Origin of the sequence: Draconibacterium mangrovi, from assembly GCF_010586825.1 — a bacterium.
Lineage (GTDB): Bacteria > Bacteroidota > Bacteroidia > Bacteroidales > Prolixibacteraceae > Draconibacterium > Draconibacterium mangrovi.
The window spans coordinates 231,320-250,904 of sequence record NZ_JAAAGB010000005.1 but is presented as its reverse complement, the minus strand read 5'-3'; the positions used below and the strand labels follow the sequence as shown (position 1 = coordinate 250,904).

Annotated in this window: 14 protein-coding genes; 3 read left to right on the top strand and 11 right to left on the bottom strand. The window is 41.8% G+C overall.

Going from position 1 to position 19,585, the window contains the following annotated elements; all coding sequences use genetic code 11:
- Window positions 1-55 precede the first annotated feature (55 nt).
- Window positions 56-841 carry a formate/nitrite transporter family protein gene (locus G4420_RS14510; protein ID WP_163324638.1) on the top strand — a complete coding sequence of 262 codons (786 nt, stop codon included), beginning with the start codon at window positions 56-58 and terminating at the stop codon, window positions 839-841.
- A 346-nt stretch (window positions 842-1,187) separates the two neighbouring features.
- Here G4420_RS14510 and G4420_RS14505 read toward each other — a convergent pair whose 3' ends face one another.
- Entirely contained in the window at window positions 1,188-2,129 is a 942-nt protein-coding gene (locus G4420_RS14505) for a hydrogen peroxide-inducible genes activator (RefSeq protein WP_163324637.1), read from the bottom strand.
- Between the two features lie 124 nt (window positions 2,130-2,253).
- Between G4420_RS14505 and G4420_RS14500 the strand changes: the two genes are divergently transcribed.
- Window positions 2,254-2,700 (top strand): Dps family protein, encoded by a 447-nt coding sequence (locus G4420_RS14500; RefSeq protein WP_163324635.1) that lies wholly within the window; start codon window positions 2,254-2,256, stop codon window positions 2,698-2,700.
- A gap of 74 nt (window positions 2,701-2,774) precedes the next feature.
- On the opposite strand, the gene G4420_RS14495 is transcribed toward G4420_RS14500, so the two are convergent.
- The 10 genes from G4420_RS14495 to G4420_RS14450 form a co-directional block, all read right to left on the bottom strand.
- On the bottom strand, window positions 2,775-4,130 hold the full coding sequence (locus G4420_RS14495; protein ID WP_163324633.1) for an outer membrane protein assembly factor BamB family protein: 1,356 nt from the start codon (window positions 4,128-4,130) through the stop codon (window positions 2,775-2,777).
- Between the two features lie 216 nt (window positions 4,131-4,346).
- Window positions 4,347-5,639: a serine hydrolase domain-containing protein gene (locus G4420_RS14490; RefSeq protein ID WP_163324631.1), complete on the bottom strand. Its 1,293-nt coding sequence runs from the start codon at window positions 5,637-5,639 to the stop codon at window positions 4,347-4,349.
- Between the two features lie 182 nt (window positions 5,640-5,821).
- Entirely contained in the window at window positions 5,822-8,125 is a 2,304-nt protein-coding gene (gene bglX / locus G4420_RS14485; protein ID WP_163324629.1) for a beta-glucosidase BglX, read from the bottom strand.
- Between the two features lie 39 nt (window positions 8,126-8,164).
- Window positions 8,165-8,536, bottom strand: coding sequence for a hypothetical protein (locus G4420_RS14480; protein ID WP_163324628.1), 372 nt, complete (start codon window positions 8,534-8,536; stop codon window positions 8,165-8,167).
- A gap of 24 nt (window positions 8,537-8,560) precedes the next feature.
- Window positions 8,561-9,196 (bottom strand): TetR/AcrR family transcriptional regulator, encoded by a 636-nt coding sequence (locus G4420_RS14475; protein ID WP_163324626.1) that lies wholly within the window; start codon window positions 9,194-9,196, stop codon window positions 8,561-8,563.
- 154 nt (window positions 9,197-9,350) lie between these two features.
- Window positions 9,351-10,286 carry an MBL fold metallo-hydrolase gene (locus G4420_RS14470; RefSeq protein WP_163324624.1) on the bottom strand — a complete coding sequence of 312 codons (936 nt, stop codon included), beginning with the start codon at window positions 10,284-10,286 and terminating at the stop codon, window positions 9,351-9,353.
- 86 nt (window positions 10,287-10,372) lie between these two features.
- The gene (locus G4420_RS14465; protein ID WP_163324622.1) at window positions 10,373-12,052 is read right to left on the bottom strand and encodes a carboxylesterase/lipase family protein; all 1,680 of its coding nucleotides are present in this window, start codon (window positions 12,050-12,052) and stop codon (window positions 10,373-10,375) included.
- A gap of 24 nt (window positions 12,053-12,076) precedes the next feature.
- Entirely contained in the window at window positions 12,077-13,285 is a 1,209-nt protein-coding gene (locus G4420_RS14460) for an esterase (protein WP_163324620.1), read from the bottom strand.
- A 34-nt stretch (window positions 13,286-13,319) separates the two neighbouring features.
- Complete coding sequence (locus G4420_RS14455) at window positions 13,320-14,456, bottom strand: alpha/beta hydrolase-fold protein (RefSeq protein ID WP_163324618.1); 1,137 nt, start codon at window positions 14,454-14,456, stop codon at window positions 13,320-13,322.
- 98 nt (window positions 14,457-14,554) lie between these two features.
- Window positions 14,555-15,556, bottom strand: coding sequence for an amidohydrolase family protein (locus G4420_RS14450; RefSeq protein WP_163324616.1), 1,002 nt, complete (start codon window positions 15,554-15,556; stop codon window positions 14,555-14,557).
- Between the two features lie 834 nt (window positions 15,557-16,390).
- Between G4420_RS14450 and G4420_RS14445 the strand changes: the two genes are divergently transcribed.
- Complete coding sequence (locus tag G4420_RS14445) at window positions 16,391-19,570, top strand: SusC/RagA family TonB-linked outer membrane protein (RefSeq protein WP_163324614.1); 3,180 nt, start codon at window positions 16,391-16,393, stop codon at window positions 19,568-19,570.
- The last annotated feature ends 15 nt before the right edge of the window (window positions 19,571-19,585 follow it).

Genomic DNA, 19,585 nt, shown 5'->3' with positions numbered 1-19,585 from the left:
GCATCAAGTATCTAGCATCAAGTATCTAGCATCAAGTATCAAAAAAGAAAAAACAATGAGTTTATATTCACCAAAAGAAATTATTAATGAGGCCGGGAAACTGGCCATTGCAAAAGACAGCTACTCGGCCAAAAAAATACTGACACTGGCATTTTTAGCCGGCGCCTATATCGCTTTTGGAGGTTTGCTAGCCATTTTGGTTGGCGGCGGAGTGCCCGGTATTGGTGCTGAAAACCCGGGAATCCCGAAGTTTCTTTTGGGAGCCATGTTCCCTGTTGGGCTGATGATTGTAGTTATGGCCGGTGCAGAACTTTTTACCGGTAACAATGCCTATTTTATGCCTAATGTATTGGGTGGCAAACAACGCTGGACGGCTCCGCTTCGCAACTGGTCGTTGGTTTATCTCGGCAATTTTGTTGGGGCTGTGTTCGTAGCTTATTTTTTGGTTCACCTTACCCATTTGGTAAATGCCGAGCCCTGGATAAATATGGTAGAAAAGATTGCAATCGGGAAAATTTCCAATCCTTTTTTCACCACCTTTTTAAAAGGTATCGGTGCCAACTGGCTGGTTTGTCTGGCGCTGTGGATGGGTATGTCGGCACAACATACCAGCGGGAAGATCTTAGGCATCTGGTGGCCCGTTATGGCATTTGTAACTATGGGTTTTGAGCACAGTATTGCCAACATGTTTTTTATTCCTCTGGCAATTTTCGAGGGTGCTGATATTAGCTGGGCAACATTTGTGATAAAAAATCTGATTCCGGCAACACTTGGAAATATTGTCGGAGGCGGCTTTTTTGTAGGTACCTTATACTGGTATGCTTATGCTAAAGAGAAATAGCAAAAGCCAATGCATAATTCACTCGTTATAATACGTATTTTAATTTTCAGAATCTGCAGAATTAGTTGCTGAACAATACGGTTTTACTAGTCACTCAAATTTCCACCCGTTGTAACTCGCTGATTACAGGCTTCCTGCAGCCGTGCAATTAGCCAGCAAACTTGTTGGCTCGCTTGTCGCACAACTGCGGCGAGCAAAAAAACTTGTTGGCTCGCTTGTCGCACGGCTGCGGCAAGTAAAAAAATAGTGTGGCGACCTTCCCGCACTGCTGCAACAAACAAGAAATTTTTGTGGCTTTAGTGTTTCAAAGCTGCGAGAAGGTGGAAATCAAAATTTTCACGAAGAATCATATGAGTGTATCCATAATTCCCCCTTCAGGTTGTTGAAGCATACGCGCCGGAATACTGCTTTTTATTACCTCCTGCAAAGCATTAACCTGCCTTTCTTTCGCAAAACGTTTGGCAGTTATCAGGCTGATTTCGCGAACGGGTTCATTTGGCACAATTTCTTTGATCAGCTCTTCCTGCTCGGCCGGAATATTTATAGTGGCCAACTCGGGAATAAATGTCAGACCGCTTTTGTTCTCCACAATACGCCGTAACGATTCGATAGAATTACTGTGATACACCAATGATTGTTTGTTTTTCTTTTGCGGGTTGATCTGACAAATCGAGTTGACCTGGTTCTGAAAACAGTTCCCCTCTTCAAGGTACCAGATATCTTCCCGGTTGATTGATTTAATATCAATGGAATCCTGTTCAAACAAGGGATGATCTTCGGACAAGTAGGCATAAAAACGTTCGTAAAACAGTGGCGTTATCGAGATATTTGTTGCCGAAACCGGGGTAGAAATAATACCACAATCGATATCACCCATTTTGATATTATCAATAATTTCTTCTGTTTTTAGCTCGTAAATTTCCAGTTGCAAAGCCGGATAATCTTTACCTAATTGATGAATAAAAAGCGGAACCAGGTAAGGAGCCAGTGTTGGAATTATACCAACTTTCAGGTTACCACTTACTTCTTCGCTGATATTAATTGAGATTTGTTTTAACGCCTCGATCTGCTTTAAAATCTCCAGCGACTTCTCGTAAAACACCTTCCCCTCATCGGTAAATTGAAATGGCCGTTTTGTGCGGTCGATCAATTTAAATTCCAGTTCCTCTTCCAGTTTCTGTATTTGCAGACTTAATGCGGGCTGTGTAACTCCCAGCCGGTCGGCGGCCAAAGAAAACGATCCGAACACATATAACTCTTTCAGATACTCAAGTTGTGCAATATTCATAGCATAAGTATTACTAATAATGCCATAAATATAATAAATACTACTAATAGTATCTTTGAAGTGTTGAAAGAAACAAAACAACGAATTAAAACAACAAAGTTTAATAAATTAAAAATTACATATTATGAAAGCAAAAAATCAAATTACAGTAGAGAAATTGAATCAGTTACTAGCAGATTATCAAATTCATTATCAAAACCTTCGCGGATTACACTGGAACATTAAAGGACAATTGTTCTTCGCATTACACGCCCGTTTTGAAGAGTATTACAACCAGGCTTCTGATGTTGTAGATGAAATTGCAGAACGTATTTTAATGTTGGGTGGTCAGCCGTTGCACACTTTCGAAGACTACTTAAAAACCGCGAAACTGGATGTAGTAGCCAACGTTTCGGAAGCAAAACCAGCTGTAAACAGTGTTTTGGAAAGCCAGAAATACTTCCTGAATAGCTTTACCGAAATTCTTGAAGTTGCCGGAGAAAACAACGACGAAGGTACCGCCTCATTGATGAGCGACTGGATCGGACATACTGAAAAAGAAATTTGGATGCTGGAATCATTCCTGGCATAATACATCAAGATAGAAAAAACAAAAAGCCTCGCAGAATTGCGAGGCTTTTTTATTATCAATTGTCATGGTTCTTATTATAATCCTACACAGTAGATCTTTTCTACACCTTTAAAAACATAAGCATCTGAAGTTGGTACTACCGATGCCCAGAATTTATCGTCCAGCTTGTTTTCGCCTAAAACTTCAAACTCGCTTCCGGTTTTTACAACGCGTGTTATTCCGCGTTCATCGTAAAAATATAAATTGTCGTTATTAATCCATGGTGAAGCCCAACACGCACCAACTTTTTCCACTTTTTTCTGGTACAAAACTTCACCGGTTGCTGCATTAACACAACTTATATCACCACCTCTGCTTGATAAAACGTAAATCATTCCGTTATAAAGAACCGGCGATGGATTTGAAATACCGGTGTTCGCATTCGACCAAGCTACCCATTCATTTGATGTTTCTCCATCCTGCAAAGAAATATCGCCTTTTGCTCCGGCCTTAACGGCAAATAAAGATGTTGTTTGTTGTGGTCCTCCGGCATTTCCGAAATAAATAAATTCCTCATCAAAAACGGGAGTAGGAATTGCAAAATTACCACCGGCATTGATCTGCCAGATCAGGTCGCCGGTTTCAGGATTGTACGAACGAGCTGTTTTACCCATTACAACCAGCTCGGTACCAGTTACATTTTTCCAGATCACTGGTGTTGAGTAGTTGGTTGTTTCGTCGCGGTTTATCTTCCATTTTTCTTCGCCGTTTGCCGCATCAAGTGCCACTAAAAACGAGCTTTCTTCGTTATCAACCAAAACATAAAGCAGTCCGTTATAAACTACCGGCGAAGCTCCTGTTCCCCATCCGTTTAAAGTAGGATAAGCTCCAAGATCTTTTGTCCAGATCAGGTTTCCACTTAAATCGTAACAATACACTCCAACCATTCCGTAGTAAGCGTAAACATATTTTCCATTAGTTACCGGCGTTTCGCAGGCATAGGTACTTCCAACATGCTTGTTAATTCGCGGATTGCCTTCAAAAGAAACCTGTTTCCAAAGTTGTTTTCCGGTTTTCGCATCCAAACAACTGAGTTGCCAGCGATAAATGGCTGTCTCGTAGCTCTTATCTACCGGAGCCGGTTGCCCGTCTTGTGGTTGGGCCTCCTCTTTAGGTTCGGGTTTTTCAGCTTCTTTTATCAATACCGATGATGAAATAAAAATTTTATCCCCCAGTACAATTGGCGACGACCAGCCTTCACCTTCCAGATCGGCAGTCCACTTTACGTTTAAACTATCATTCCACTCAGTTGGTAACCCATCCGTTTGGATCACCATATTCGAGTTTGGGCCATATAACTGAGGCCACTCGTTTGTGGAACAGGCCGACAGCATAAAGAAGAATAGAAAGAAAGGAGAAATACCCCTTAAAATTTTGAACATTTGTTTCATAAGGAATTGAATTACAGTTAATTTCGGTTGTTTTGCTTATAAATGTACAAATTTAAATGAACAATATGTACAACGAAAGAAGTGTTAACACGCACTTAACAAGTTGTTTAATAATCGAAAAACGGATGTTATACCCATAAAAAAAGCAGTAAAAAGACCTTTCAAGAGATCTGTTTACTGCTTTTCAAATTTATATTTTCGGCTTTCTTTTAAGCGCTAATCATCAATGGTTTGAAATACCAACTGGCGAAATTTCCAACCGGTAACATCGTTAACCGGACCTTGTGTTTGTTTCATAATTATACCAATTACGTTTTCTTCAGGATCGGCAAAATACTGGGTATTAAAGTAACCACCCCAGTTAAAAGTTCCCATGCTTCCCATACCGCCTTTATGCTGTCCTTTTGCTGTTAACAGCTCAAAAGCCAACCCGAATTTAGTATCGGAATCACCCCAAACTTCACCAATCTGATTCGAAAGAATAAGATCGACTGTGGTCCGGCTCAACAAACGCACTCCGTTATATTCTCCACCGTTTAGGTACATCTGCAGAAAAATGGCATAGTCTTTTGCAGTGCTGGACAAACCGGCTCCTCCCGAGAAAAATGTTTTGGCTCCTTTTACGGGGTAATCGGTATCGTAAAAAGTTACCGGATATTTTTCCCATCCACCGTTAACCGGGTGCTGAACATCAACTACACGATCGATATTGTTTTTGGGCTGGTAAAACCAGGTGTCTTCCATTTCCAGCGGATCGAAAATATGTGTTTTCAGGTACTTATCGAATGGCATTCCCGAAACGATCTCGATGAAATATCCCAACACATCCAATCCTTCGCTGTAAGTAAACTGCGCACCAGGTTCGTGATGCAAAGGCATTTTCGCCAGTTTTTTCACACTCTCTTCAATCGTAATATTTTCCGTGGTAAACAGGTCGGTCACTCCGGCTTTTTTGTATAACATCTGAAAACGTTCATCGCTATCTATTACGCCATAACCAATCCCCGAAGTATGCGATAACAAATGACGAATGGTAATTTCATTTTTTACAGGTACTCCTGTCCAGGTAGTGTCGATGTATCTGAAATTGGTAAGAACCTGCTGACCTTTAAACTCAGGAATGTATTTCGAAATCGGATCATCAAGTTGAAATTTGCCTTCCTCCCACAGCATCATTACTGCTGTTGATGTAATGGCTTTTGTTTGCGAAGCGATACGGAAAATAGCATCGCGTTCCATTTTATCTCCGGCAGCGTTGGCAACTCCGTATGCTTTCCAGTGAACGATCTTTCCGTTACGTGCAACCAACGACACAATTCCCGGGAGATTACCATTGGCAACTTCCTCTTCACACATTTTATCGATTCGTGCTAAACGCTCAACAGAAATACCGGCGCTTTCCGGAGGCATTTGTTCCAGTTTGTGCGACTTTAAGATAGAGCTGGTTTGTGCATTTGACAAACCAAAAATGAATAGTAGTAAAGTAAAAAGTAGTGTGACCTTTTTCATCGGTTTAAATTTTTTATAGCCCGTTTTGCGATTAGGCTCAGGACTCGTATTACCTGGTTTTTATTTTATTCAGCCAAATATACAAATACTTCGAGCAAATGAGACAGCTTATTGTAATAAAAACAAAAAGGAGCTTTAGCTCCTTTCATGTTTTCATTTATGTCATTAAATTCCAGTGAATTTTATTTATTCCAAACAAAAGATGATGTCTTAACATCAGCCGATGATGTTCCAATGAATAGCTTAAATTCGCCAGATTCCCAATCATAATTCAGATCAGAATTATAGAATTTTAAATCTTCTGTGGTAACTTCAAAAGTTACATCTTTTTTCTCACCCGGCTGAAGCATCACTTTCTGAAAGTTTTTCAGTTCTTTTACCGGGCGCGAAATGCTGGCCACCGGATCGCCAATATACAATTGAACAACTTCCTCGCCTGCTTTGTCGCCGGTATTGGTTAACGTTACTGTTGCGAGCAATTTTTCCTCACCATTAAGCGCTGTTTTGTTCAAACGAATATCACCGTACTCAAAGGTTGTATAACTTAAACCATAACCGAAAGGAAAGAGTGGATCATTTGGAATATCGAGGTATTTCGATGTAAACTTATTAACCGCATCGAAAGGGCGGCCTGTATTTAAAGAATTGTAATAAACCGGAATTTGTCCTACACTGCGCGGGAAGGTCATGGTCAGTTTTCCTGCAGGATTGTAGTCGCCAAACAATACATCTGCAATGGCATTTCCGCCCGCTGAGCCCGGTGCCCAGGCTTCCAGAATTGCAGGTACATTTTCGCTTTCCCACTGAATGGTAAGCGGACGACCATTTACCAAAACCAAAACCACCGGCTTTTCTGTTTTTAATAGCGCCTTTAACAAATCGCGCTGACTTTCGGGAATGCTAATATCGGCACGGCTTGAAGCTTCTCCTGACATGGCAGCCGACTCGCCCAAAACCGCAACAATTACATCTGCGTCCGACGAAACTTCCAGTGCCTCATCAATCATTTCCTGCGCAGTGCGGGTTTCTTCTTCCATTTTTACTCCCATGTAAGCTGCGTACGGCGATACCAAACCTTGTTTCAAATAAGGATCATCGGTTATATTAGCTCCTTTTGCGGTAACCACTTCCACGTTCTCGCCACCAACATTTTTAATTCCTTCAACAACTGAAGAGATCACACTTTCTTCGCGAACCATCACCCAGGCGCCCAACAAATCAGCTTTGGCAGTAGCCAGTGGCCCTACAACTGCTATTTTTCCTTCCTTTCTCAGTGGTAAAGTTTGGTTCTCGTTTTTCAACAGAACCATTGAATGAGCTGCAATTTCGCGAGCAGCAGCCAAATGTTCCGGCGCTAACAATTCTTTTGCGGCACGACTTTCATCCAAATAGTTGTAAGGATTATCAAACAATCCCAGTTTGTATTTGGCTTCCAAAACCAATTTACAAGCCCTGTCAATATCAGCCATTGTAACCGAACCATCATTTAATGATTCTTCCAATGTTCCGATAAAGCCATCACCTTGCATATCCATGTCGATTCCGGCTTTTAATGCAAGAGCGGAAACCGCTTTTAAATCTCCCAAACCATGGTTAGTCATTTCGTTTATAGCGGTATAATCAGTAACTACAAAACCATCAAATTCCCACTGATTTCGAAGTACCTCTGTCATTAACCACTTGTTTCCTGTTGCCGGCACATTGTCGATTACATTAAATGACGACATCGCACTACCTGCTCCTTCATCGAAAGCGGCTTTGTAAGGCGGCAAATAATGATTGAACATGGTCAAATGTCCCATGTCAACCGTGTTATAATCGCGACCGGCTTCGGCAGCACCATATAACGCAAAGTGTTTCACACAAGCCATTATCGTATTACTTTTTGAAAGGTCGTCGCCCTGGTAACCACGAATCATGGCTTTTGCTACCTGCGCCCCCCACCATGGATCTTCGCCCGATCCTTCAGAAACGCGTCCCCAACGTGGATCACGTGAAATGTCAACCATTGGCGAGTAGGTCCAGCAAACTCCTGAAGCACTGGCTTCGGTAGCGGCAATACGCGCACTTTTTTCGATCAGCTGTGTATTCCAGGTACACGACAAACCCAGCGGGATTGGAAAAATTGTTGTGTGACCATGAATCACGTCTAAACCAATAAGTAAGGGGATTTTTAAACGCGATTCCTGAGCAGCCTCCTGCGAACCTTTTATGGCTCCAAACGTAAAACCGCCGGTTGCACCGATTTCGCCTTTCTTTATGGATTCCTCCAGACCTCCGCCGCCAGCAAGAATAGCACCGACATTTCCGGATGATAAATTGATCTGTCCCAGTTTTTCCTGCAAGGTCATTTTCGACATCAGGTCGTCAACAAATTTATCCATTTCCGTATCCTGGGCCGCCCCAGTCAGAAACGATAGGAGAAGTACAGAGAAAAGTACTGTTTTTAAAATGTGAGCAACACGCTTTTGTGCTATTTTTCTCATAAGTTTCAGTGTTCTATATTATTTATCGAATTGAAACAACTAGTCCAATTTTCTTTCGCCGGTTGCATCAAACATGCCCAATAAACTTCCTTTCAGGTTATTCTCATCAACCTTTTTCAGGTTTATACTTATATCGTATCCCATCGCGAAATAAGAAACTGTAATTTCCGTTTCTTTTTCCGTAACATCACGAAACTTCGATGGATCAAGACCTTCCACCCGCATTTCGCCAACAAGTTTTCCATCAACCCGCTCCAGATGCATCACCATTTCCGCATCACCGTTTGGAGTACCTTTCACCATAACGTTCCAGTCGCCGGCAAAATAATCAGTAGTTGTATCCTGTGCCATTGTTGCGAATGTAACGGCAAGAAAAAATAAAGACGTCAAAAGAATTTTCATCGTTTTCATAAGTTTAGTTTTAAAATTTATAATTCAATTTGATGTTATCGAACTCTGGTTATTAGCAAAAATTGATTGATTATATTTTTCGAAATCATCAAGACCTTTGGCAGTGCAAATTCCGCGAATAAGAACAGCCAGGGTATTCTGAAAAATGATTTTAGGAGACAATCCAAACTTCCCGAATTGTTCGGTTTTTACAGCAACGGAGTACAGCACAGAAATGGCTTCCAATACCACATCCGGCTGGCTGTTTTTCAGAAATAGATCATTTTCAATTCCCCTGTTTATCAGCTGCCGAAACTCTGTCCAGAAATCCTCTCCCACCTTTCTTTCAACTCTGCTTTCAACTTCAGGATAGTAGTACTGCAAATCGTTGTAGAATTGATAATTCACATTATTCTCGCGCAGAAAAGCCGTCGACCAGATTTGCAATAACAGATGAATCGGATTCTCGGTGTTCGAGTCTTCTTTTAATACCTTAAACTGCTGAATGTAAAGCGATGTCAAAACCTCCTCAAGTAGTTCCTCTTTATTCTTGAAATACTTGTAAAATGTTTTTGTTGAAATTCCGAGTGGCTCCACAAGCTTTTGCACCGACATACATTTTATGCCATTTTTTAAAAACTCTTCTGTTGCCGTTGACAATATTTTTTCTCTTACATCCATTGAGCAGGAAAATATTCTAATGAATATATTTTCCAGTAAAGCAAGTGGAAAATATTTTTATATCCAAATTTTCCAAGCCTTTAATTTATATGTTAGAGAAGATATTTTGAGAATATTCTTTAAATGATAAGTAGCAATATTGATCCACCTATTCCTAATCTGAATTTGAATATCGTTCGGCTGCCTCCTTATTCCATGTAATTGTAGCTGTTCCGTACTTAAAATTAGTATCCAGAAATTTGAGGAATGAAGAAGACATGGGTTCTGTTTTCACCTGTCCTTTTGCCATTTCCTGCATTAGCGTTTGCATATCGTAAATATACTGAGAAGTGAGTTGGCCCAGTTCTGCACTTTGCCAGGCATGTCCTCCGTGAATGCGTAATTTTTCCAGATCGATATGATTAGCCGGATTTTCGATGTAAGCAATCAGTTTATTAATCGCAGCTTTATAAGTATAAAAACTTTCTTCGTTGAAAAGCCAAACTCCGGTTCCGGATCCATTTGCATCTCCCGAAAAAACAAGGTCTTTATCTTTCAGAAAAAATAGCGTTGAATGGGCTGTGTGTCCCGGTACTTCAGTTGTGTTAATCACAAATCCTCCTCCCAGATCAATAGATGCATTTTCAGGGAAAAAAGTAGTTCTGCCTACAGGGAAAATGTCCTTTCCTTTAAATTCTTCTTTTGGTATCCAGAAACTGGCATTCTCATCATCAACAAAAGCCGGTAGCATTCCTAAATGATCACCATGGTTATGCGTAATTGTGATATAAAACTTTTTGTCACCAACTCGCTCATATACCAGCAACCGTAGCGATTCGGTGGCAGTACTGTCCCATTTCACAGTATTGGAAAGATCAATCAGCAGTGCTTTTTCGGTCCCAACAATTAAATACATATCAGAGCAATTGTTCATGCTCTTCATTTGTCCATCGTCATTCAAAACAAGTCCGGGAGGATTACTGTCGTTACCATCTTCAAAGTGGTAAACGCTTTTTGCTATTTCCGTAACCGTGTAAGGCCCTTTTTGAATCGATTGTGCAAATACAGAAGAACTCAACAAAATAAAAATCAAGAGTACAAGTCTGCTCATTGTAAGTTGTTTATAATTAAAATACAGGGAGAAAAATTCCCCCTGCATTAACAGAAATAAAATAATTGGTTAAACTCAATATTCGTTTACAATAATTCTCTTGCTTCGCGATCCGGATCGTTTTTCGCTTCACATACATCATCAAGGATCATAAGCTCCCCGTTTTCAACAGTGAATGTTGGCCACTCCGGCAACGTATTACAATTCGGGTCGCCGGTTTTCATAAATGCAAGCAAGGCATCCGACATTTTTTCTGACAATTTTCTTGGTCGTGCGCCACCGCCTGTGTGCGTTAACATCAGGTCGGTGTTGTAGAACCAGAAACAAATATCGAGACAGTGGAAGGCCCGCATGCGGTTGTTAAACAACGGTGGTTCCCATCCAAACCAGGCCATGTAAACCGGGGCTTGCTGATTACTTTTAGCTGTTGCTGTTTCTACCGCACCCTTCCGGTTACTGGCTACCAGCGTCATAATTTCAATTGGTTTGGCATCTGGAAATACTTTTGCATATGCATCGTACACTTCCGGTGCTTTGTCGCCCAAGCCCCCTCTGAAACCTGCACGGTCCTTCAACATTTCTTTAGCTTCATCAGCTGTTATTTTTTCCATTTCGGGCATTGTCCGTGCCATTCCCCACTCGTGGAAAGTTGTACAGATCAGCATTGGTACATCGGAAGAAACACCATTAGCTTCGGAATAAAATGTTCCTTTTGGAATGTTTACTCCGTCAGCCACCGGGGCAAATCCTATACGCATCAATCCGCTTCCACCTTCCTCTTCCCGCATTTTCTGACTGGCTCTGTTGGCAATAAGAATATATTCCTTCCAGGGAATTTCCTGTAGTTTATCAATTTCCGAAGCTTGTAAACCGGCTTCTTTTAATACGTATTCTCCAAGTTTTTGTGCATAACCCTGATTCATGCCCTCGGTAGTTGAACCACTCAGCGGAACAGCTTTATGCACCAATCCTTTTGCTGCAGGCATGGCGGCAACGGTACATACTTTTGCTCCTCCTCCCGACTGGCCCATAATGGTAACATTGACCGGGTCGCCACCAAAATTGGCGATATTCTGGTTCACCCATTCCAGTGCGGCTACCATATCGAGTGCACCAACGTTTCCTGAGTCTTTGTATTTTTCGCCACCTACTCCCGAGAGGTCAGAAAAACCGATCGGTCCCAGGCGGTGGTTGATCGAAACAAAAACAATATCGCCTTTTCGGCTAAGGTTTTCGCCCATGTATCCATCCTGCTCAATACCATTTCCGTTGGTATAACCGCCACCATGCAACCACACAATAACAGGGCGTTTGTTGGCATCAAGAGCCGGTGTCCACACATTTAGTTTCAAACAATCTTCGCTTACATCATCGTAATTCCAGTGGTCAACAAACGAAGAATAAGCGTTGCCATAACGGCCGTCCATTAACTGCGGCGCTGTATTTCCCCACCACACTGCAGGTTTAATGTCATCCCATGGTTCCGGTTTTTGCGGAGGCATAAAACGGTTTTTGCCACCGGTATCAGCGCCGTAAGGAATACCGCGAAACTGTGTTATTCCGCGAAGTATAAAACCTTTTACTTTTCCGTAAGCGGTATTGGCAATGGCAATATCGTCGCCAATAAAAAGTATTTGCTCGTCATCGTCAGCAGCTTCCGATTCAGCCGGGACTGCACATGAAGCAAGCGGAAGTGCTGAAACCAGGCCAAATCCGGCAGCTCCCGCTCCCATGGTTTGAAAAAAGTTTCTTCTGTTAGTCTTCATAATTTTATGGTTTTGGTTAGTATTTTATTTGAACAGCAGTGGTGCAAAAGTATTCAGGTAAATCCGCCAGTTCGACCAGGTATGTCCGCCCGGAGTTACATAAAATGTATGCTCGCATCCGGTATCGGTAAGCATTTTATCCAGTGTTTTTGCTGATTCGAAAAGGAAATCGGTGTCTCCACAAGCCAAAAAGTACAATTTGTAACCTTCTTTTTTAAGTGCTTTAAACTGCGTTTCGTAATTTTTCATGATCTCCTCCTGATCAGTATTATCATTTCCGAATCGCATACCAATCCCCATACTTAAAGGGCAGATATAATCGAAAAAACCGGGATACATTAAAGAGGTGGTAATTGTATGTCCTCCACCCATTGAAAGACCGGCAATGGCTCTTGATTTTGGACGAGCATCTACCTTGTATGTTTTTTCAATAAACGGAACGATATCTTCCACAATACTTTTCGGATAAAGATTCCCCATCATTCCCATTTCCGGATTATTGCGATCAACCGGTTTTTCATCGATCATTAAGGTACGGGCAGCATACTGAGTTGGGTTACCATTCGGCATCACACAGATCATTGGTTTTGCCAATCCTTTTTCAATCAGGTTATCCAAAATTTGACAGGTACGCCCCATGGTACTCCATGCATCTTCGTCGCCACCGGCACCATGCAACAGGTAAAGCACCGGGTATTTGTCTTTGCTGTCGGCATATCCGTAAGGTGTATAAACAAACAAACGGCGTGTCATTCCCAAAGTTGGCGAATCGTACCAAACCTGGTTAAGATTACCACGTTCGTTGGCTTCAAAGTAATTTTCAGTTAGTTCTCCCGGAACCAGCAGAACACTGAGGTAACGAGTGCCATCGCGTTGCATAAAAATGTTGTTGGGATCGTTTACACTCACTCCGTCAACAATAAAACTGTAGGTATAAAGTTCGGGTTCGGGCATTGGAACGGTAACCGACCACAAACTGTTTTCGCCTTTTACCATATCAATATTTCCCGGCATATCCATGGTACCAAACGAAGTTTCTACTTTTTGTAAAGGCGCAAAACCACCAGTAAGTTTAACATCGTCGGCATAAGGAGCGGAAAAGCGGAAAGTGATAGTCTCTTTTCCAATTTCGGGCGAAACAATAGGTTCGCGGCCCATAAAGTTGCCTATTTCCTGGGCAAAAGCACCTACACAAACAAACAGTGCTATGATTAAAATTGTATATTTTTTCATTTTTTTAGAATTGTAATTTGTTGATTAATATTATTTATCTGAATAAAAGTGGAGCAAAGGTATTCAGGTACTTTCTCCAGTTTGCCCATGTATGGCCACCATCGGTAACATAAAAAGTATGTTCCAGCCCGTTTCGGGTTAAGGCAGCATCCATTTCTTTAGCCATTTCCCAAAGGAAATCGCTTTCGCCACATGCAAACCAGTATAATTTATAGCCACCTTGTTTTACTGCCTGGAATTGTTTGTCGATATCAGCTGCATCTCCCCGCACACCAATACTCAGCGGGCAGATGTAATCGAATGTACCCGGAAATAAACGAGTAACCGCAAGCGTATGTCCACCTCCCATCGACAGTCCGGAAACTGCGCGGGCTTCAGGTTTTCCAATAACCCGGTAATGACTCTCGATATAAGGAATGATATCGGTTACAATACTTTTAACATACAGGTCGGCATTCTCGGGATCTCTCCTGTCGAATGGCTTTTCTTCGAGTAGCTGAGTTTTTGCAGCCTGCTGCCCGGGGTTTCCGTTTGGCATTACACAAATCATTGGTTTTGCCAGCCCTTTATCAATCAGGTTATCCAAAATCTGACGGGCACGTCCCATAGTACTCCACGCGTCTTCGTCGCCACCACCACCGTGCAGCAAGTATAACACCGGATAATCTTCGCCACTTGTTTCGTAACCGTATGGCGTATAAACAAACATTCGGCGCTTTGTGCCAATTGTTGGCGAATCGTACCAAACTTTTGAAAGATTTCCGTGTTCATTGGCCTCAAAGTAGTTCTCAGTGTGTTCGCCCGGAACAAGCAACACACTTAAGTAACGGGTTCCATCGCGCTGCATAAACACGTTGCGGGAATCGTTAACCACCAAACCGTCAACTATAAAGTTGTAGGTATACAGTTCGGACGATGGAGTTGGAACACTTACCGACCAAACACCGGCGGTATCTTTCATCATGTTAACAGATGAATTTCGGGCTTCCATCCACGAGCCATAGAGGCGTACTAACTTGGCATCGGGCGCTGCTATTCGGAAAGTAACAGTCTTTTCTCCAAACTCAGGAGAAAGTACTGGCGTGCGTCCCATAAAATTTGCCAATTCCTGGGCATTGGATCCCAGAACTACAAAAAAGCAAAATAGTGCAAGGAAAAGTTTTTTCTTCATTTTTTTAGTTTATTGGTTTAATATCTTTGGAAGATCCGGCCAAAACCGGATCTTCTATCTAACTAACCTGACCATGGCGTTTATAAACGCGGTCGGATTTATAATTTTTCAGGCCAATCGAAATCGCTGTTATCCATTCTGAAAAAGCGGGCTGCATTGTTAAAGAGAATATCTCTTTTCTGGTCATCTGATAAAAATTGTGCGTGTTCAATCACTCCCATCGACGTTTCTATCATGCGTGGCCAGGTCATAAAATCGGTTCCGTACATAATACGTTTACCAAATCCGGCCTGTACCAGCCTTCTGATATATTCCTTTACATCGTCGAGCGGGTAACTCCATATCATTCCCGAAATATCAACATATACATACGCATTGGCTCCCATCAAAGCAAGCATGTTGTCGATCATGGGGTAACCGGCGTGCTGAACACAAACCTTCAGTTTAGGATGACGTGCCAGCAGGTCTTCCAAAAGGAAAGGATCTCCAAGAGATGCACGATATTTAGGGTTATTAATGTTTGTCATTCCATTGCCTCCGGTTCCCATATGAATTCCGGCAGGAATACCCAGTTCTTCAGCAACGGCAAAATAAGGGTCGAGCGACATATCGCTTGGCGACATTCCCTGATACTGAGGTGCAACCTCAGACATATATTTATAAAAACCACTTTCCAGTGAATCGCGGAATTGCTCAACGGTCAATTGTCCCGGGCTTATTCCGGGAATGATTCTGCCTTCAGGTACTTCGGCCATCCAGCTACGTATAACTCCGGGATCGCCAAAACAAACCATGGTCATGTTCATTTCTTTTATCCGACCGGTAATCTCATTCTTCATCTCTTCGTCGGTGGCTGCTGCGGGAAGCGGATCCAGGCAATCAGAATTCATAACTTGTCCGAAGCCAAATTCTTCTTGCGGATCGGCGCCGGGCATATCGCTTAAAAACCAGGGGCACAAAGGACCTGAACCAGGCCTCACCTTTGAAACATGAACATGCATATCGATAACAGGTTGGCGGGTTACTTTATCAGCATTTTGACCGAAAGAAAAAGCAGACACTCCAAATAGAAAAATAGTCAACAAGATCAGGTTTTTCATTTTTTAGTTTTTATAAATTTAATTAATCGAAATTTCGCATTAAAGCCTCCTGAGTATGAAAACATCAATTTAACTGTGATTACAAAATCAGGATGCGGCTTAGACTACAAATATCTCAATACGTTTAAATGACACAATGGAAAAAAACAGATTTTTTTTTGATCATCTGCATTTCTCCTATAAAACAACTTATTACACTCTAGGGTACAATACATATTAAACAGGTTTAGCATAAACCTCCTTCTTTGGGAGCTTTATGTTGGTTTGGATAAAAGGAGTTCTTAAAGCAATTATATCTTTTGCCAATATTCATATCCGGATCAAAATCAGAAGTACAATAATGAGGATTGTCAAATATTTGTCAGAGACTAAAAACTCTTCGTTAATTTTAGTATTGCCACTTGTCGTTTGTTATCGAACCATTTCTAATACTCAGGTTTGTCAAAATACTAAATTCGGGTTTCACAACCAAATTACACGAATTCAGATTCTACCTCATTATTCAACCATCAGGCAAGTAAATAAGCCGGATACTTACTTCCCCAATACATTAAAAACTCTTCAAATAACGACACAAACCAACAAGCCCTAACAACACACATACCAGCCCATTAACAGCTATTTCCAAAATACCCAATTTACAAAACAATCACCTATTTTTAACATTCTGCACAGTAGCTATGTATAAATTGAACACACAACCAAAACATTTTTGCAGGCTTTACCTTCTCTTCCATTCTACTTTTACGCCATACTAAATTTTAATCGGCAGGAAGATGAAAATCAGAAAAGCTGATCGCAAACAATAAACTTTAATAAATTAAATCTATTCGTATGAACAAGACATGCAGTTGCTGGAGTTTTTCGTTAAACTCCGTAGCAAAATTAGCAAAAGTGCTATTCAGTACTATCTTGTTGGTTTTGACTATTTTATTTGCAAATCAAGCGCTGGCCCAATCCAATGAGAAACAAATCTCAGGGACAGTTACCGAAGCTGAAACCGGTGAAACTCTTCCCGGTGTTTCAATTTTCGTACAGGGAACTACAAGCGGAACGGTTACTTCAATCGACGGAACTTTTAATCTGACAGTTAACGAAGAAGATGTCCTGCTGGTATCTTTTGTAGGATTTGTTGCTCAACAAATTCCGGTTGTCGGAAAAACCAATTTCACCATTGCTTTAGAGCCCGACGTTGTTGGTTTGGAAGAAGTTGTAGTGGTGGGTTACGGTGTACAGAAAAAGAAATTATTGACCGGTGCCACCGTTCAGGTAAACGGTGAAGATCTTCAGAAAAGAAATACCACCAGTGCTTTACAAGCATTACAGGGACAAACTCCTGGGGTACAAATTACGTCTACCTCGGGCCAGCCGGGTGCCGGTTTAAAAGTTACCATTCGTGGTTTGGGTACCATCGGGAATTCAGGACCGCTTTATGTAGTTGACGGTGTTCAAACCGGAGACATTTCGTATTTGAACAACGCCGACATCGAAAGTATCGACGTATTAAAAGATGCCGCCTCGGCAGCCATTTACGGTTCGCAGGCAGCAAACGGTGTTGTACTTATTACTACCAAATCGGGTTCAAAAGGGAAAGCACAAATTTCGTTCGATGCTTATTATGGAATTCAAAATCCGGCTCGTAAAGTTGATCTGCTGAATTCGAAAGAATATGCAGTTATCATGAACGAAACAGCCATCAATTCGGGTAAAGTTCCCTATTTCACTGCCGACGAGATAGCTGCTATGGGTGAAGGTACCGACTGGATGGATGAAATGTTTTACGAAAATGCAGTTACGCAAAACTACAACCTGGGGATAAATGGTGGAAATGATAATTCTACCTACTCTGTTTCAATGTCGTACACTGAACAGGAAGGAATTGTAGGCGGACCTGATGTTTCGGATTACGAACGTTACAATTTACGTATCAATTCAGAACATAAATTGTACGAAGGTTTTCTGAAAGTTGGTCAGCATCTTACCATGAGTTATGTTGAAAGCAACGGAATCGGTGTTGGAAACCAGTACAATAATACACTGCGCGGCGCATTTGGTGTTAGTCCTTTCCTGCCTATGTACGACGACGATGGCAACTACCTTAACAATACCGAAGGTGCCAATGTAATGTATAATGGCGAAGTGTGGGAACCATGGGCAATTGGAGAAAGCAACCCGTACGCAGAAATGATGTTGAATAACCAAAGCAAAAACAATAACCAAAAAGTTTTTGGTGATATTTATTTTGAATTTCAGCCACTCAAAAATCTGAAATATAAAACCACATTAGGTTTTGATTATTACGTTAGCGAAGGTCGTTCTTACCGACCTGCTTATGAACTATCGGTTTACGCATTCCGCTTACACGACGGCTCCAGCCAAAGTATGAGTAAAGGTTTAGCCTTAACCTGGGATAACATTTTAACTTACGATTACAGCATTAACGATCATTCATTCTCGGCAATGGTTGGTACTTCTGCTTACCGCAACCGCGGTTCGTGGGTAAATGCCAGTAACTCCGACCTGATTATTTCAGATCTTGATCATGCTTATATCGATAATACTACCAATACCGACCTTACTTTATTAGGATACGGCGGCGGGCCATTCGATGAATCAATGCTACTTTCGTATTTTGGCCGCTTAAGTTACAACTACCAGGAAAAATACCTATTCAACGCTACATTCCGTCGCGATGGTTCTTCGAAATTCGAAGAAAGCAATCGCTGGGGTAACTTCCCGTCGGTATCGTTAGGATGGGTAATGTCGAACGAAGACTTTATGGAATCAACCAGTAATGTGCTCGATTTCTTTAAACTACGAGCCAGCTGGGGACAGGTTGGTAACCAAAGCATTGGTGCATGGCAATATTTGGCACCTATTACTACATCAAATACCAACTATTACTTTGGTACGGCCGATTTCGATGCCTCCGGAAATACTCCGGGAGCTTACCCAAGTCGTTTGGCTAACCCAAGCTTAATCTGGGAAACATCAGAACAAACCAACCTTGGTTTCGATGCCCGAATGATCGACAGCAAACTGGGTATTAATTTCGACTGGTACAACAAAAGCACAAAAGACTGGTTGCTTGAAGCACCGATTTTGGCTACTGCCGGTGCCAATGCTCCATACATTAACGGAGGTAACGTAAAAAACACCGGTGTTGAACTTGCACTGTCGTGGAACAGCAACATCGGCGATTTCAGATACTACGTAAGCGGTAACATTGCTTATAACAAAAACGAAGTGACCGATGTACCAACTTCCGACGGAATCGTGCACGGTTTAACAAATATGTTATACGATAACTCCCTCGAATTCTACCACCGCGCCGAAACCGGTTATCCTATCGGATATTTCTGGGGATGGGAAACCGATGGTATTTTCCAGAATGTTGAAGAAGTAAGCTCGAACACCAGTTCAAGCGGAGCAGTTATTCAACCATCTGCACAACCTGGCGACCTGCGTTATATCGACCAGAATGGCGACGGTACTATTAATGACGCTGATAAAGTAATGATCGGTGATCCGAATCCGGATTACACTTTTGGATTTAATTTAGGCTTCGATTATAAAGAATTTGATTTCTCATTGTCGGCCAACGGTGTTGTCGGTAACCAACTGGTTCAGTCGTACCGCAACCACACCAATGCCAAAAGCAATTATACCACCGAAATTCTGAATCGCTGGCACGGAGAAGGAACATCAACTACAATTCCTCGTGTAACTGAAACCAACATTAACTACCTGTTCTCTGATATTTTTATCAAAGACGGCGACTTTTTGCGTATCAGTAACATCACGATGGGTTACGACTTCTCAAAACTGATTAATAGCAATTACCTGAGCCAGTTCAGGGTTTACGGTTCTGTTCAAAACGCTTTCACTTTTACCAAGTACAACGGAATGGACCCGGAAATTGGTTACGGAGTTGAAAACGGTTCGGCAGGTGTCGACCTTGGGTATTACCCACGTCCGAGAACCTTCCTTGTTGGTGTAAACGTAAAATTTTAAAAACGGAGGGAAAGA

Excerpts from the sequence above, each read along its gene's own strand:
- G4420_RS14510 (WP_163324638.1), top strand. The coding sequence starts at position 56 with ATGAGTTTATATTCACCAAAAGAAATTATTAATGAGGCCGGGAAACTG.
- G4420_RS14505 (WP_163324637.1), bottom strand. The coding sequence starts at position 2,129 with ATGAATATTGCACAACTTGAGTATCTGAAAGAGTTATATGTGTTCGGA.
- G4420_RS14500 (WP_163324635.1), top strand. The coding sequence starts at position 2,254 with ATGAAAGCAAAAAATCAAATTACAGTAGAGAAATTGAATCAGTTACTA.
- G4420_RS14495 (WP_163324633.1), bottom strand. The coding sequence starts at position 4,130 with ATGAAACAAATGTTCAAAATTTTAAGGGGTATTTCTCCTTTCTTTCTA.
- G4420_RS14490 (WP_163324631.1), bottom strand. The coding sequence starts at position 5,639 with ATGAAAAAGGTCACACTACTTTTTACTTTACTACTATTCATTTTTGGT.
- bglX (WP_163324629.1), bottom strand. The coding sequence starts at position 8,125 with ATGAGAAAAATAGCACAAAAGCGTGTTGCTCACATTTTAAAAACAGTA.
- G4420_RS14480 (WP_163324628.1), bottom strand. The coding sequence starts at position 8,536 with ATGAAAACGATGAAAATTCTTTTGACGTCTTTATTTTTTCTTGCCGTT.
- G4420_RS14475 (WP_163324626.1), bottom strand. The coding sequence starts at position 9,196 with ATGGATGTAAGAGAAAAAATATTGTCAACGGCAACAGAAGAGTTTTTA.
- G4420_RS14470 (WP_163324624.1), bottom strand. The coding sequence starts at position 10,286 with ATGAGCAGACTTGTACTCTTGATTTTTATTTTGTTGAGTTCTTCTGTA.
- G4420_RS14465 (WP_163324622.1), bottom strand. The coding sequence starts at position 12,052 with ATGAAGACTAACAGAAGAAACTTTTTTCAAACCATGGGAGCGGGAGCT.
- G4420_RS14460 (WP_163324620.1), bottom strand. The coding sequence starts at position 13,285 with ATGAAAAAATATACAATTTTAATCATAGCACTGTTTGTTTGTGTAGGT.
- G4420_RS14455 (WP_163324618.1), bottom strand. The coding sequence starts at position 14,456 with ATGAAGAAAAAACTTTTCCTTGCACTATTTTGCTTTTTTGTAGTTCTG.
- G4420_RS14450 (WP_163324616.1), bottom strand. The coding sequence starts at position 15,556 with ATGAAAAACCTGATCTTGTTGACTATTTTTCTATTTGGAGTGTCTGCT.
- G4420_RS14445 (WP_163324614.1), top strand. The coding sequence starts at position 16,391 with ATGAACAAGACATGCAGTTGCTGGAGTTTTTCGTTAAACTCCGTAGCA.